This is a genomic window from Streptomyces sp. NPDC048295 (genome assembly GCF_040652135.1).
GTDB lineage: Bacteria > Actinomycetota > Actinomycetes > Streptomycetales > Streptomycetaceae > Streptomyces.
The window spans coordinates 35221-49335 of record NZ_JBEZLL010000003.1 but is presented as its reverse complement, the minus strand read 5'-3'; the positions used below and the strand labels follow the sequence as shown (position 1 = coordinate 49335).

Sequence of the window (14115 nt, the reverse complement as noted above, 5' to 3'; positions counted from 1 at the left end):
CACTTGTGTTCCGGTCACCTCGCGGCTGCTCCCGGCCGGCCGCGCTCACCTCTCGGCGAACCGCTCCCCGCACCGGCTGCAGAACACCGGCTCCGGGTCCGGCGAGAGCCGGCCGCACCCCGGGCAGACCCGGTCCAGCATGCAGGGGGACTCGCCGCCCTCGTGCGACGGGGCGGGGGCGGCCGCGGACCTGATGGTCAGGCCGGGGCGGCGGCGGTGGACGGTCAGACAGGTGAGGCCGTCCGGGCCGGCGGCGAGGGCGCGGCGGGAGGTCCGGGGCAGCCAGACGACGGTGGTGGGCGTCAACTCCAGCGGTTCGCCCATGGCCGTGATCCGGCCGCTGCCCGCGACGACGACCAGGAGGACGTCCAGCACGTCCTCCTGGTGCTCGCCGACCTCGCCGCCGGGCGGCAGGCGTACCAGGTTGGCATCCAACTCGCGTCCTTGCTCGGCCAGTTGCCACAGCGCTCCGCGCCGGTCGGGGCCGGCGTCGCGGAGCAGCTCGTCGAGCACGGCCAGAACACGCGGTACGGAGGTCACGGCAGCCAGGCTACGCCCCGGCAGGGGGCTGTGCCGGGGTGCCGCAGACGCGTGGGAAGCTGTGGTTCCGCTGTATGCGCGCGCCGGCACTCGTACCCCCCACTGGTCACCTGTGACCTGTGCCGTCGCTTGTCGCAGCGGGTCATGAACCGAATGTCGAAGACGATCCCTGGGGTACGACTTGAGATCGAAGCGCAGAATCCCGAACCAGCCCTTCTCCAAGCGAAGAATCCGGATCACGGCCGCGGTGGCGACCTCCGCGGTCGCCGGTGTCCTGGTCTTCGAGGGGGTGACGGGCAACTCCTCGGTGGACGCCGACGCCAAGTCCGGCCCGCCGAAGGCCGATGTACGCGCCACCTCGCTGAAGGTCGGCGACGACGGCACGTCCGCCGCCCTCGGCAGGCGGGACACCGCACCGTTCAGCATGCTGGGTGTCACCTGGACCGACCCGGCGGCGAGGATCGCCGGAGCCGTGGAGGTCCGCACCAAGTCCGCCACCAGCGGGAACTGGACGCCCTGGGTGGAGCTCGAAACCGACCTGGACGGGCGTACGGAGACCGGCCGGTCCGGCGTCCGGGGAAGCACCGAGCCCCGCTGGGTGGGGCCCTCCAACGGTGTGGAGGTACGGATCAACGCGGGCGGCACGGTGTCCGCGAGGCTGCCCGCGGGGCTGCGGCTGGACACCGTGGACCCGGGCCGGAGCGGCTCGCCCGTCGCGGAACCGGCCGCCTTCGCGGCCGACCTGCCCGCCGAGGACCCGACGGCCACGCCCACCGCCGAACCGACGGACCCGGTCCCGGTCCCGTCCGACCCGGCCGCGCCGGGCGACGGCACGGAAGCGCCCGCCGAGCCCACGCCGGCCGAACCGGCGTCACCGGCCCCGTCCGAACCGGCCAGCCAGGAGCCCACTGCCCCGGCGAGCCCGAGCCCCTCGGCGTCGCCGAGCTCCTCCCCGGCCGAGACCCTGCCGCCCGCGCCTGCCTCGACCGTGCCGAAGCCGCCGATCGTCTCGCGGGCCGGCTGGGGCGCCGACGAGTCGATCAGCCCGGAGGCACCGGAGTACCTGGACGGCGTCAAGGCCGTCTTCGTCCACCACACCGCGGGGAGCAACACCTACTCCTGCGCCGACTCCGCGGCGGTGGTGCGCAGCCTGTACGCGTACCACGTCAAGAGCGAGAAGTGGAAGGACATCGGCTACAACTTCCTGGTCGACAAGTGCGGGACGGTCTTCGAGGGCCGTAAGGGCGGTGTGGACCGGCCGGTGTTCGGTGCGCACACCTACGGCTTCAACCGGGATTCGGCCGGCATCGCGGTCATCGGCACGTACACGGACGCGGCCGCGCCCGGCGCGGTGACCACGGCGGTGGCCCGGGTCGCCGCGTGGAAGCTCGGCCAGTACAAGGGCGACCCGGCGGGCAGCACCGTGCTCACCGCGGGCGCCACCGGCAGCAACTACTTCGGGACGAAGTTCACCGCCGGTACGAAGTACCCCTTCAGCCAGATCTCCGGGCACCGCGACGGCTTCAACACCCAGTGCCCCGGCACCGCGCTGTACGGGCAGCTGAAGTCGATCCGCGCTCTCGCCGCGGGCCCCGTCACCGGGCTGGCCGTCAAGTCGGTGACCGGCGCCGGGCTCTCGGGCACGACGTACTACACCAGGTCCGCGGTCACCGTGGGCTGGTCGGCGAGCACCCCGAGCGCGTTCGTCTCCAGGTACGAGCTGCTGGTCGACGGCAGGTCCGTGGCCACCACCGCGGGCACCGCGACCTCCGCGCCGGCCACCCTCGCCATCGGCTCCCACAAGGTCCAGGTCCGCGCCACGCACCAGTCGGGCAAGGTCACCACGTCGGCGGCGGCCACCGTGGTCGCCGAGCAGACGGCGCCCACGTTCCCCACCAAGCCGAACCTGGCGCTGCGCACCGGCACGGTCGACACCACGGCCGTCCCGCTCACCCTGAAGTGGAAGGCCGCCGACACCGCCTCGCTCAAGGAGGTCCGGCTCACCGCACCGGTGGCCAGGACGTACGGCCCGGCGACCACCAGTGCCTCGCACACCGCCAGGTCCGGCGCGGCGACCACCTGGTCCATGAAGGCGTACGACCAGGCGGGCAACACCGCCACCGCCTCGGTCGCCGGTACGCCGGTCATCGTGCAGGAGAGCTCGGCTACGAAGACCGGTTCGTGGACGACGCGGTCCTCGTCGAGCTACCTCGGCGGCAAGTCGTACTCCAGCACGTCGAAGGGTGCCTCGCTGAGCTGGACGTTCACCGGCCGCTCGGTCGCCCTGGTGGCCTCCCGGGCGAACACGTCCGGGCAGGCGTACGTCTATGTGGACGGGGTGAAGGTGTCCACGGTGGACCTGAAGTCCAGCACCACCAAGTACCGCGACGCACTGTGGACGAAGAGCTGGTCGTCCAGTGCCAAGCACACCGTCAGGATCGTCGTCGTCGCCACCTCGGGCCGGCCGACGGTCACCACCGACGGCATCGTGTATCTGAAGTAGCCCGCACGGCATGACGCACTGCCCCCGGCGCTCCGCTGCTCCGCCGGGGGCAGTCGCATGCCGGTCCCCTTGCTTCGAGCGGACTCGAAGGCGTTGGCTGACGTCCATGGAGTACACGCAGCTCGGACGTACCGGACTCAAGGTCGGCCGCCTCGTCCTCGGCACCATGAACTTCGGCCCGCAGACCAATGAGGTGGACAGCCACGCCATCATGGACGCGGCGCTGGACACGGGTCTGAATTTCTTCGACACCGCGAATGTGTACGGCGGGGTCGAGCACAGGGGCCGCACCGAGGAGATCATCGGCACCTGGTTCGCCAAGGGCGGCGAACGCCGCGACAGGGTGGTCCTGGCCACCAAGATGTACGGGAACATGGGCGGCGAGGCCTGGCCCAACCACGACAAGCTCTCCGCCGTGAACATCCGGCGCTCCGTCGACGCCTCGCTGAAGCGGCTCCAGACGGACCGCATCGACCTCTACCAGTTCCACCACATCGACCGGAACACCCCTTTCGAGGAGATCTGGCAGGCGATCGACGTCCTGGTGCAGCAGGGCAAGATCCTGTACGCCGGTTCGTCGAACTTCGCCGGATACCAGATCGCCCGGGCCAATGAACTGGCGGCCCGGCGGGGCTCGTTGGGACTGGTCAGCGAGCAGTGCATCTACAACCTGATCGAGCGCCGTGCCGAGATGGAGGTCATCCCGGCGGCGCAGGAGTACGGCCTCGGCGTCATCCCGTGGTCCCCGCTGCACGGCGGGCTGCTGGGCGGTGTGCTGAAGAAGGAGCGCGAGGGCACGGCCGGACGCTCGGTCTCCGGCCGCAGCGCGGACGCGCTGAAGGACACGGCGCAGCGCGCGAAGATCCAGGCGTACGAGGATCTGCTCGACCAGCACGGCCTTGAGCCGGGCGAGGTCGGCCTGGCCTGGCTGCTCACCCGGCCGGGGGTGACGGGGCCGATCGTCGGGCCGCGCAACCGGGAGCAGCTGGACTCGGCACTGCGGGCGCTGGAGCTCGATCTCCCGGCGGAGCTGCTGGCGTCGCTGGACGAGATCTTCCCGGGGCCGGGGCCTTCGCCGGAGGCGTTCGCCTGGTGAGGACGGCTGTCCGACAGGCCGGTGCCTGACGGGCCGGTACCTGACAGACCGGGGTACCTGACGGGCCGGTACCTGACAGACCGGGGTACCTGACGGGCCGCCGCCCGACAGGCCGCCGCCCGACAGGCCGCCGTCGCTCTCGCCTCCGGCGGGGCGGTGGCGGCCTTTTTCCGTGCCCGGGTCAGGACGCTTCCAGTTCCTTCAAGGTCGCCGCCAGCCAGTCCAGCTCCGCCTCGCTGGTCGCGCGGGCGATCCTCAGCAGCCCGCGCCGGAAGGGGTCGTCGAAGGACTCGGCGCCGAGCGGCCGCTCCCCCTCGTAGAAGAAGCTGCTCGGCTCCGCCAGGAACGAGAGCCTGCGGCGCAGCACCTGCGCCTGCTCGGTGGCCGAGGGCAGATGGCGCAGGAAGGCGAGAACGGTGAACCAGCGGTTCTCGTCGCTGATGTCCACCTCGTCGGCCTCCCGCAGGCGTCGCCGCAGCTCCTCGCCCCCCGCGCCGGTCAGGGTGAGGGTGTGGCGGGGAGCGGCCGTGGACGCTCCTGCGCTCGTGCCATGGGTGAACTCGTTGCGCCGCTCGTGATCGTCGCCGCACCGGCCGCCGTGACGGGCTTCTGCGGCCGGCCGACGGTCGTCGCCCGGCGGCGCGGCGTCACGGGCTCGGCCCTGAGCGCCCCGGCCTCCTGCGACGAGGCCTGCCAGGGCACCGCGCACCGGGCGTACCACGCGATCAGGGCCCCGGCGGAGCGCCAGGTCCCGGCCTGGTCGCCGGACGGCGCCCGGCGGCCGGTGGACCCCGCCGATCAGGGCGTACGCCGTCGGCGGGAGCCCGCGCGGCGGCCGTTGCGGGGCCTTCGCCGCCGGATCCGCAGGCTGCGGCGCAGCGGCCGAGGGGGCCCGGCGGCCCCGGCCGTGTCACGCCCCGACGGCGGCCGCCACGGCGACGACGACGAACATCAGCACGAGCACGGCCGCCATGATGCGGTTTCTGGTCTTCGGATCCACCCTTCGAGCGTAACCGCCGGTCTCAGTGGCCCAGCGACCAGGATGCGACCACCTCGTACCTGGGCCGCTCGCCCGGCACCCCCGCGACCGGCAGGTCGCTGCGTACGAGGGCCACCTCGCCGACCTCCCAGCCGGTGCCCTCGAAGCCCGCGAGCGCCTCGACGCAGGGGCGCAGGTCGACCTCGGCGCGGCGGCTGCGGGCGAGGGTGAGGTGCGGGCTGTAGCGGCGGTGCTCGTCCATCGGAATGCCGGTGCGACGGGCGGCGGCGTCGGCGCGCTCGGCGAGCAGCCGCAGTGTGTCGAGCGCGCCCGCGGCCCCCGCCCAGAGCGCCCGCCCGCCGAACCGTCCGGCGCCGTGGATGCGCAGCGGGAAGGGGTCGGTGCGGTGGGCGGCCCGGGCGAGGCGCTCCTCCAGCTCGGGCAGCAGCTCCTCGTCCACGGACCCGAGAAAGGCCAGCGTGAAGTGCCAGCCGGGCACCCCGGTCCAGCGAAGCCCCTCGGCCTCGGGCAGCGCGTGCAGCGGGGCGACGGCCCGGCGCAGTTCCTCGACTGCGGAGGCGGGCGGCAGCACGGCGACGAAGAGTCTGAGACGGCTCATGGGCCGAGTGTCGCACCGTACCGGCGTGTCCCGGCCTCCGTACGTATCGTTGTACTACGCGGCTGCCCGCGCCCGCGCGGCAGCGGGGAGGAGCGCCACGACGACCGCCGTGGAGACCGACAGGATCGAGATGGCCGACAGCAGCGACGAGCGCACTCTGGACATGATGTTCGAGTGGCTTGAGCCCACCCCCGAGGGATTCAAGGTCGAGATCGTCGAGGGGATCATCTACACGTCGCCGCAGCGGCGCACACACTGGCGGATCATTCTCGACGTCATCGAGCAGTTGCGCGCAAGGTACCCCCTGGAGCGCTTGCTGTCGGATGTGCGCATCGATTTCCCGGGGCTGCTCAATGGCTTCGCTTGCGAGGTCGTCGCGCTGGCCGAAGGCGCCGTCGACGACGCGGACGGCCGGTGCCGGTACCAGGACATCGAGTTCGTGGCCGAGGTGATCTCGAAGAGCACCGCCGCCAACGACTACGGACCGAAGAAGGCCACCTACGCCACCGCCGGTGTGCCCGTGTACCTCATCGTCGACCCGTACACCGGCACCTGGCACCTCCACACGCTCCCGAAGGAAGACGAGTACCGCAGCGTGCTGAGCCTCGACTTCGGCACCCCGGTCGATCTCACCTCGACCGTGGTGGGCCTCACCCTGAAGACCGGCGACTTCCTCCGCGACTGACGCCCCGACGCACGGCGGCCCCGGCCGGTGCTCACCGGTCGGGGCCGCGCCCTCTGCGTCACGAGGCGGCGCTCACGCCGCCGCGGCCAGCTCCTCCCGCGGGACGAACCGGACGTGCGGGCGGCCGGGACGCAGGTCGACGCGGAGGCGCAGGCCGCCGACGCGGGCCAGCATCAGGCCGACACCGAGCGCTGCCACCAGCGAGAACGCGCCGCCGACGGCCATGCCCGTACGGACCCCGTAGGCGTCGCTGATCCAGCCGACGATCGGGGCGCCCACCGGCGTACCACCGGCGAAGACCATCATGTACAGGCTCATGACCCGGCCGCGCATGGCCGGGTCGGCGGCCATCTGGACGCTCGTGTTCGCGCTGATGTTGGTCGTCAGGCCGATCATGCCGATCGGGACCAGCAGGATCGCGAAGAGCCAGACGGACGGCGACAGGGACGCGATGATCTCCAGCAGACCGAACGCCGTGCCCGCGGCCACCAGCATCCGCAGCCGGGAGGAGCGGCGGCGGGCGGCGAGCAGGGCACCGGCGAGGGAGCCGGCCGCCATGAGGATGTTGAAGAACGAGTACATCCCGGCGCCGCCGTGGAAGATCTCGTCCGCGAAGGCCGTGAGCCAGATCGGGAAGTTGAACCCGAAGGTGCCGACGAAGCCGACCAGGACGATCGGCCAGATCAGCTCGGGATGCCCGGAGACATAGCGCAGGCCCTCCCGGAGCTGGCCCTTGGCGCGGGGTACGACGGTGGCCTTGTGCAGCTCGCCGGGACGCATCATCAGCAGGCCGATGAGCGGGGCGACGAAGGACAGGCCGTTGAACATGAAGGCCCAGCCGCTGCCGACCGTGGTGATCAGGACACCCGCGACCGCCGGGCCGATGAGCCGGGCGGACTGGAAGTTCGCCGAGTTGAGACTGACCGCGTTGCGCAGCTGCGCGGGTCCCACCATCTCGGACACGAACGACTGGCGGGCCGGGTTGTCGACCACCGTCACCATGCCGAGCAGGAAGGCGATGAGGTAGACGTGCCACACCTGGACCACGCCGGAGAGCGTGAGCACCGCGAGGGCGATCCCGCACAGACCGAGGGCCGCCTGGCTGACGAGAAGCAGCTTCCGCTTCGGGAGGCGGTCCGCGATGACACCGCCGTAGAGGCCGAACAGAAGCATGGGGAGGAATTGGAGGGCCGTGGTGATACCGACGGCGGTGGCGGACCCGGTGAGGCTCAGTACGAGCCAGTCCTGCGTGATGCGGGACATCCAGGTACCGGTGTTGGAGATCACGGCGCCCGTGGCGAACAGGCGGTAGTTACGGATCTTCAGCGACGAGAAGGTCCCGCCGGGCTTGCTCTCGTGGGTGGAAGTCGGTGCGGGGGCGGAGTCTGCTCCGGATCCCGTACTCAAAAGGGTTCGCCTCCTCGGGCGTATACGTTTCGCTGGCTGACGGGGTGCGGCGGTACGGGCGGTGCTCCGGCTGTGGTCCGGCGCGGCCCGTCCCGCTACAGGTGGGCGAGCTTCTCCAGCACGGGCGCCGCCTTGCGGAGCGTCTCCCACTCGTCCTCGTCCAGGCCCTCGGCGAGGGCGGTCAGCCAGGCGTTCCGCTTGGAGCGGCTCTCCTCGAGCATGGCTTCCGCCTGCTCGGTCTGGCTGACCACCTTCTGGCGACGGTCATCGGGGTGCGGTTCCAGTCTGACCAGCCCCTTCGCTTCGAGCAGCGCGACGATGCGAGTCATCGACGGAGGCTGCACATGCTCCTTGCGGGCCAGCTCGCCCGGTGTGGCCGAGCCGCACCTGGCGAGCGTGCCGAGCACCGACATCTCGGTGGGGCTCAGCGACTCGTCGACGCGCTGGTGCTTGAGGCGTCGGCTGAGCAGCATCACGGCGGAGCGAAGGGAGCTCACGGCGGCCGCACTGTCGCCGTCGTGGATCAGGTCAGGCATGTTTATTAGCGTAACTCATTACCTACCCTAAAGACCATTCGTGTTACACGCGCGAGAGGCACTTCACCCAATCGGTCACCCGAACGAGTGAGTCGGATCCGTAAAGTGACGCGAAACGACCCGCTGGGCCGTAACCCTGCTTGCCATGGGATCGACTGTGCTCAGCCTGCGGATAGACGGTGAGCTGCTCGACCGGCTCCGGCAGCATGCCGCCAAACGCGGAATGAGCGTCCAGGACTATGTCGTCCGGACGCTCATTCGCGATGACTTCGACGAGCGCTTCAAGGCGGCCGTCGACGAGACGGAGAGGTTCTACGGCCCCGAGGGGACCGCGGGGATCAGGACCGAAGAGGTCACGTGAGGCCGAGGGCCGGCATCGCGTAGTAGAAGACGAAGACGGCCGACACCACGTACATGGGCACCGGCACCTCGCGCCAGCGTCCGGCCGCCACGCGCAGCACGGAGAAGGCGATGAAGCCGATGCCGATGCCGTTGGTGATCGAGTACGTGAACGGCATCATCACCATGGCCAGGAAGGCCGGGATGGCGAGCGTGTAGTCGCTCCAGTCGATGTCCCGCACCGAGCCCGAGATGATCAGGAAGCCCACCGCCAGCAGCGCGGGGGTGGCCGCCTGCGAAGGCACCATCGTCGCCAGTGGCGTCAGGAACAGCGCCACCGTGAACAGCAGGCCCGTCACGATGCTCGCGAAGCCGGTGCGGGCACCCTCGCCGACACCCGCCGTGGACTCCACGAAGCAGGTGCCCGCGGAGGCGGAGCTCGCACCGCCCGCGGCGACCGCGATGCCGTCCACGAAGAGCACCTTGTTGATGCCGGGGAAGTTGCCGTCCTTGTCCGTCAGCTTCGCCTCGTCGCCGACCCCGAGGATGGTGCCCATCGCGTCGAAGAAGCAGGACAGCAGCACGGTGAAGACGAACAGGATGCCGGTGAGCAGACCGACCTTGTCGAAGCCGCCGAACAGACTGACCTTGCCGATCAGCCCGAAGTCCGGGGTGGCGACCGGATTGCCCGGCCACTGCGGGACGGTCAGACCCCAGGCCTGGCCCGGCAGGTCGGCCACCGCGTCGATGATCATCGCGACGACCGTCATCGCGACGATGGAGATCAGGATCGCGCCCGGCACCTTGCGGACGATCAGCGCGAGGGTGAGCAGCGCGCCGAGGATGAAGACCAGGACCGGCCAGCCGTTGAGGTGGCCGTCGCCGCCGAGCTGGAGCGGCACGGTGGTGTGCGCGATGTCCGGGACCCGGGAGACGAAGCCCGAGTCGACCAGGCCGATCAGCAGGATGAAGAGGCCGATGCCGATCGCGATGCCCTTGCGGAGCGAGGTCGGCACGGCGTGCATCACACGTTCCCGCAGGCCCGTCGCGACCAGCAGCATCACCACGATGCCCGCGAGGACGACCATGCCCATCGCGTCCGGCCAGCTCATCCGGGGGGCGAGCTGGAGGGCCACGACGGTGTTGACGCCGAGGCCGGCCGCCAGCGCGATCGGCACATTGCCGATGACGCCCATCAGGAGCGTGGAGAACGCGGCGGTCAGCACCGTGGCGGTGACCAACTGGCCACTGTCGAGCTGATGGCCGTACATGTCCTTCGCGCTACCGAGAATGATCGGATTCAGCACGATGATGTACGCCATTGCGAAGAACGTGGCGAATCCGCCGCGGATCTCGCGCGCGACAGACGACCCCCGCTCGGAGATCTTGAAGTAACGATCCAGGCCGCCTTGCGGCTGGGGAGCCGGGGGCTGCTTGGCGTCGACCGGAGCGGTGGCCGAGGGGGACATGTATGACCTCAGTCGTGCGTAGAGGGGGAATGAAAGTGGTCAGCTTTGGACTTTCACACGAATAATTCGAGTCAGCCGTAAGCAGATTCAGTATGAATACATAAGGCGAAGATCGCTATCTCCGCGCGTAGACCCTTGGGCCGCCCTGGCCGCGGACCCTTCGTACGGGGGCCCCATACACTGAGGCCATGGCGAAGTGGACACCGAAGCACGAGGCACCCGAGCCCCTGGAGGGGCCCGTCGTCGCCACCATCACCGGCGGCACGATCCTCTGGTTCGTCCTCTTCCTGGTCCAGATCCCGTTCTACAACTGGTTCGACGACCACGGCCACCTGTGGTGGGTGTGGACCTGTCTGGCCGGTGCGGGGCTCGGCCTGATCGGCATCTGGTACGTGCGGGGACGTGACGCCGCGATCAAGCGGGCGGCCGCAGCCGCCGAGGCGTCCGCCGAGGGCCCCGACACCGGGAAGGGCGCCACTGCCTAGGGGCGACGCGGCGGTCCCGTACCACCACAGGACCATTCCCCTCCTCCCCCGGTCTGATCTTCGGACCCCTCAGTGGGTGAACCGGACCATCGCCCCGTACCGTCGAAACCATGACGCAGCGGGCACCCCATTCCTTCGGTGAGCAGACTCCCGAAGCAGACGGCTCCACCGGCCCCCCCGGCTCGGCCATGATCGACGCCGGGGCCGAGCTCGACCCGGTCCACCCGGTGAGGCTGCCCGCCCCGGCAGTGGACCCACGCGGGCTGAGTGCGGCCGAGGTGGCCGAGCGGATCGCCCGCGGCGAGGTCAATGACGTACCCGTCCGCTCGTCCCGCTCGCTGCGCGAGATCGTCCGCGCCAATGTCTTCACCCGCTTCAACCTGATCATCGGCGTGCTCTGGCTGATCATGCTGATCGTCGCGCCGTTCCAGGACAGCCTCTTCGGCTTCGTGATCATCGCCAACACCGGCATCGGCATCATCCAGGAGTGGCGGGCCAAGAAGACCCTGGACAGCCTCGCGGTCATCGGCGAGGCGAAACCCACGGTCCGGCGGGACGGGGTCGCGGCCGAGATCTCCACCTCCGAGATCGTCCTCGGCGATCTCGTCGAGCTGGGCCCCGGCGACAAGGCCGTCGTGGACGGCACGGTCGCCGAGGCCGACGGCCTGGAGATCGACGAGTCGCTGCTCACCGGCGAGGCCGACCCGGTGCTGAAGCACCCCGGCGACCCGGTGATGTCCGGCAGCTTCGTCGTCGCCGGCGGCGGCGCCTTCACCGCCACCAAGGTCGGCCGCGAGGCCTACGCCGCGCAGCTCGCCGAGGAGGCGTCCCGCTTCACCCTCGTCCAGTCCGAGCTGCGCACCGGCATCTCCACGATCCTCAAGTACGTCACCTGGATGATGGTGCCGACCGCCATCGGCTTGATCATCAGCCAGCTCGTCGTCAACGACAACGACTTCAAGGGGTCGGTCGCCCGGACCGTCGGCGGCATCGTCCCGATGATCCCCGAGGGCCTGGTGCTGCTCACCTCGGTCGCCTTCGCGATCGGTGTCGTACGGCTCGGCCGCAAGCAGTGCCTGGTGCAGGAGCTCCCCGCCATCGAGGGCCTGGCCCGGGTCGACGTCGTCTGCCTGGACAAGACCGGCACCCTCACCGAGGGCGGCATGGACGTCACCGAGGTGCGGACGCTGGGCGGGGCGGACGACACGTACATACGCAGTGTGCTGGGCGCCATCGGTTCGTCCGACCCGCGGCCCAACGCCAGCCTCCAGGCCATCGTCGACGCCTGTCCGGACGGCGAGCAGTGGCGGTGCACGCAGGCGCTGCCGTTCTCCTCGGCCCGCAAGTACAGCGGCGCCGCCTTCGACGAGGGCGGCGGCCGGGAGTCGTCCTGGCTGCTCGGCGCCCCCGATGTGCTGCTGCCCGAGCAGGACCCGGCGCTCGCCGAGATCGAGCAGCTCAACGAGCAGGGGCTGCGGGTGCTGCTGCTGGCCCGCGCCGAGGGTGTGCTCGACGGGCCGGACATCGCGGCCGGTGCCGTGCCGAGCGCCCTGGTCGTCCTGGAGCAGCGGCTGCGGCCCGACGCCGGGGAGACCCTGGCGTACTTCGCCGACCAGCGGGTCGCCACGAAGGTCATCTCCGGCGACAACGCGGTCTCCGTCGGCGCCGTCGCCGGAAAGCTGGGGCTGCCCGGCGCCGAGCACACCCTGGACGCGCGCCGGATGCCCACCGATCCGGACGACATGGCCACGGCCATGGAGGAGAACGCGGTCTTCGGCCGGGTCACCCCGCAGCAGAAGCGGGACATGGTCGCCGCTCTCCAGTCCCGCGGCCACACCGTCGCCATGACCGGTGACGGCGTCAACGACGTGCTGGCGCTGAAGGACGCCGACATCGGCGTCTCCATGGGTTCGGGCTCCGAGGCGACCCGGGCCGTCGCCCAGATCGTGCTGCTGAACAACAGCTTCGCGACGCTGCCGTCCGTCGTGGCCGAGGGCCGCCGGGTGATCGGCAACATCACCCGGGTCGCCACCCTGTTCCTGACCAAGACGGTCTACTCGGTGCTGCTGGCGGTCCTGGTGGTCTGCTTCCAGGTCGACTACCCGTTCCTGCCGCGCCATCTGACCCTGCTGTCGACGCTGACGATCGGCATCCCGGCGTTCTTCCTGGCCCTGGCCCCCAACAAGGAGCGGGCGCACCCGCACTTCGTGCGCCGGGTCATGCGGTACGCGATCCCGTCGGGCGTCATCGCGGCCGTCGCCACCTTCGTGACGTATCTGATCGCCCGGCACCACTACACCGGCACGGGCGCCCTCGAAGCGGAGACCAGCGCGGCCACGCTCACGCTCTTCCTGGTCTCGATGTGGGTGCTGGCGATCATCGCCCGCCCGTACACCTGGTGGCGGATCGGCCTGGTGCTGGCGATGGGGCTGGCGTTCCTGGTCGTGCTGGTGGTGCCGTGGCTCCAGGACTTCTTCGCGCTGAAGCTGGTCGGGACGACGATGCCGTGGGCCGCCGTGGGCATCGCGGTGGTGGCGTCGGCCGGCCTGGAGTACGCCTGGCGGCTGGTCAGCCGACGCTTCCCGGCGTAGGGGGGGCGGTCCTCCGCCCCCCTGTCGCCCCGCGCCGTTACTTCACGTCGACGAAGTCACCGGCGGTGGTGACGGCCGGGGTGGTGGACGTACCCGCGAAGCTGTAACGCCAGTAACCGTCGACCGAGGCCTTGACCGTGGTCTTCAGGTTCCCGACACTGCTCGACTTGATCGTCTTCACCGTGGTGTACGTGGAGCTGGTCTTCTTGCGGAACTGGAGCTTCACCGACTGCGTCGCGTAACCGTGGTACGCGTGGTCCTCCCAGTTCGCCCGCGACAGCTTCCCCGTCACCGTGATCGTCTTGCCCTTCTTCACCGGCTCCGGCGAGGCGTTGACGGTCAGCTTCGAGTAGCGCTGGACGTTCGTGGTGGCGGCGAAGTCGGAGTAGTAGCTGGAGCCGTCCTTGGCCTCGGCGCCCGCGAGGACGTGCCAGGAACCCGCGAGCACGTTCTTCGGCAGGTCGACCCTGGGGTCGACGGTGATGGTGAGGGAGCAGGTGCTGGTGGTCGCGCTCGCGGCCTTGCACGTCGCCTCGTCCTCGTTCGGCAGCAGGGCGCCGTCCATGCCCTCGTCCTGGTCCTTGCCGTGCCACAGGATCAGCCAGCCGGATTCGATGCCGGAGGCGTGCGAGGCGGTGACCGAGACGGTGATGGTCCTCGGTGCCGTCACCCCCAGGACGGTGCTCTTGCCGCCGTTGATGGTGACCTTGGAGATGACGGGGTCGGCCGATGCCGCGTGCGCGGCGGGGACGGCGAGGGCGGACAGGACCAGGGCGCCGGAGGCTGCGGCGACAGTGGCACGTATGCGCATGGGGTTTCTCCGTGGAGAAAGGCCTTGGGGGCCGGATGGGATGCACGGGGCGGGA

Annotated in this window: 13 protein-coding genes; 6 read left to right on the top strand and 7 right to left on the bottom strand. The window is 70.4% G+C overall.

What is annotated here, in order from left to right:
* Positions 1–45 precede the first annotated feature (45 nt).
* On the bottom strand, positions 46–540 hold the full coding sequence (locus tag AB0D53_RS04715) for a hypothetical protein (protein ID WP_362440106.1): 495 nt from the start codon (positions 538–540) through the stop codon (positions 46–48).
* A 424-nt stretch (positions 541–964) separates the two neighbouring features.
* Here AB0D53_RS04715 and AB0D53_RS04710 point away from each other — a divergent pair, with 424 nt between their 5' ends.
* Together AB0D53_RS04710 and AB0D53_RS04705 are read left to right on the top strand one after the other, a co-directional pair.
* On the top strand, positions 965–3043 hold the full coding sequence (locus AB0D53_RS04710) for an N-acetylmuramoyl-L-alanine amidase (protein ID WP_362440975.1): 2079 nt from the start codon (positions 965–967) through the stop codon (positions 3041–3043).
* 106 nt (positions 3044–3149) lie between these two features.
* Positions 3150–4139 (top strand): aldo/keto reductase, encoded by a 990-nt coding sequence (locus AB0D53_RS04705; RefSeq protein ID WP_362440103.1) that lies wholly within the window; start codon positions 3150–3152, stop codon positions 4137–4139.
* A 181-nt stretch (positions 4140–4320) separates the two neighbouring features.
* On the opposite strand, the gene AB0D53_RS04700 is transcribed toward AB0D53_RS04705, so the two are convergent.
* A complete protein-coding gene (locus AB0D53_RS04700; protein WP_362440100.1) occupies positions 4321–4848 on the bottom strand; it encodes a PadR family transcriptional regulator in 528 nt (175 codons plus the stop codon).
* 313 nt (positions 4849–5161) lie between these two features.
* Positions 5162–5737, bottom strand: a complete 576-nt coding sequence (gene thpR / locus AB0D53_RS04695; RefSeq protein WP_362440097.1) for an RNA 2',3'-cyclic phosphodiesterase — start codon at positions 5735–5737, stop codon at positions 5162–5164.
* Positions 5738–5867: 130 nt separating this feature from the next.
* Here thpR and AB0D53_RS04690 point away from each other — a divergent pair, with 130 nt between their 5' ends.
* A complete protein-coding gene (locus tag AB0D53_RS04690) occupies positions 5868–6422 on the top strand; it encodes a Uma2 family endonuclease (RefSeq protein ID WP_362440972.1) in 555 nt (184 codons plus the stop codon).
* A 72-nt stretch (positions 6423–6494) separates the two neighbouring features.
* Here the strand turns inward: AB0D53_RS04690 and AB0D53_RS04685 are convergent, their stop codons facing one another.
* The gene (locus AB0D53_RS04685) at positions 6495–7829 is read right to left on the bottom strand and encodes an MFS transporter (protein ID WP_362440094.1); all 1335 of its coding nucleotides are present in this window, start codon (positions 7827–7829) and stop codon (positions 6495–6497) included.
* Between the two features lie 95 nt (positions 7830–7924).
* Positions 7925–8365 (bottom strand): MarR family transcriptional regulator, encoded by a 441-nt coding sequence (locus AB0D53_RS04680; RefSeq protein ID WP_072485764.1) that lies wholly within the window; start codon positions 8363–8365, stop codon positions 7925–7927.
* A 145-nt stretch (positions 8366–8510) separates the two neighbouring features.
* Between AB0D53_RS04680 and AB0D53_RS04675 the strand changes: the two genes are divergently transcribed.
* Entirely contained in the window at positions 8511–8726 is a 216-nt protein-coding gene (locus tag AB0D53_RS04675; RefSeq protein WP_093540363.1) for a ribbon-helix-helix protein, CopG family, read from the top strand.
* Here AB0D53_RS04675 and AB0D53_RS04670 read toward each other — a convergent pair.
* Positions 8719–10173, bottom strand: a complete 1455-nt coding sequence (locus AB0D53_RS04670) for an NCS2 family permease (protein ID WP_362440091.1) — start codon at positions 10171–10173, stop codon at positions 8719–8721. The genes AB0D53_RS04675 and AB0D53_RS04670 overlap by 8 nt on opposite strands.
* A 188-nt stretch (positions 10174–10361) precedes the next feature.
* Here AB0D53_RS04670 and AB0D53_RS04665 point away from each other — a divergent pair, with 188 nt between their 5' ends.
* Together AB0D53_RS04665 and AB0D53_RS04660 are read left to right on the top strand one after the other, a co-directional pair.
* On the top strand, positions 10362–10658 hold the full coding sequence (locus AB0D53_RS04665) for a DUF2530 domain-containing protein (protein WP_362440088.1): 297 nt from the start codon (positions 10362–10364) through the stop codon (positions 10656–10658).
* Between the two features lie 110 nt (positions 10659–10768).
* Complete coding sequence (locus AB0D53_RS04660) at positions 10769–13249, top strand: HAD-IC family P-type ATPase (RefSeq protein ID WP_362440085.1); 2481 nt, start codon at positions 10769–10771, stop codon at positions 13247–13249.
* A gap of 37 nt (positions 13250–13286) precedes the next feature.
* Here the strand turns inward: AB0D53_RS04660 and AB0D53_RS04655 are convergent, their stop codons facing one another.
* On the bottom strand, positions 13287–14060 hold the full coding sequence (locus AB0D53_RS04655) for a DUF5707 domain-containing protein (protein ID WP_362440082.1): 774 nt from the start codon (positions 14058–14060) through the stop codon (positions 13287–13289).
* Between the last annotated feature and the right edge of the window lie 55 nt (positions 14061–14115).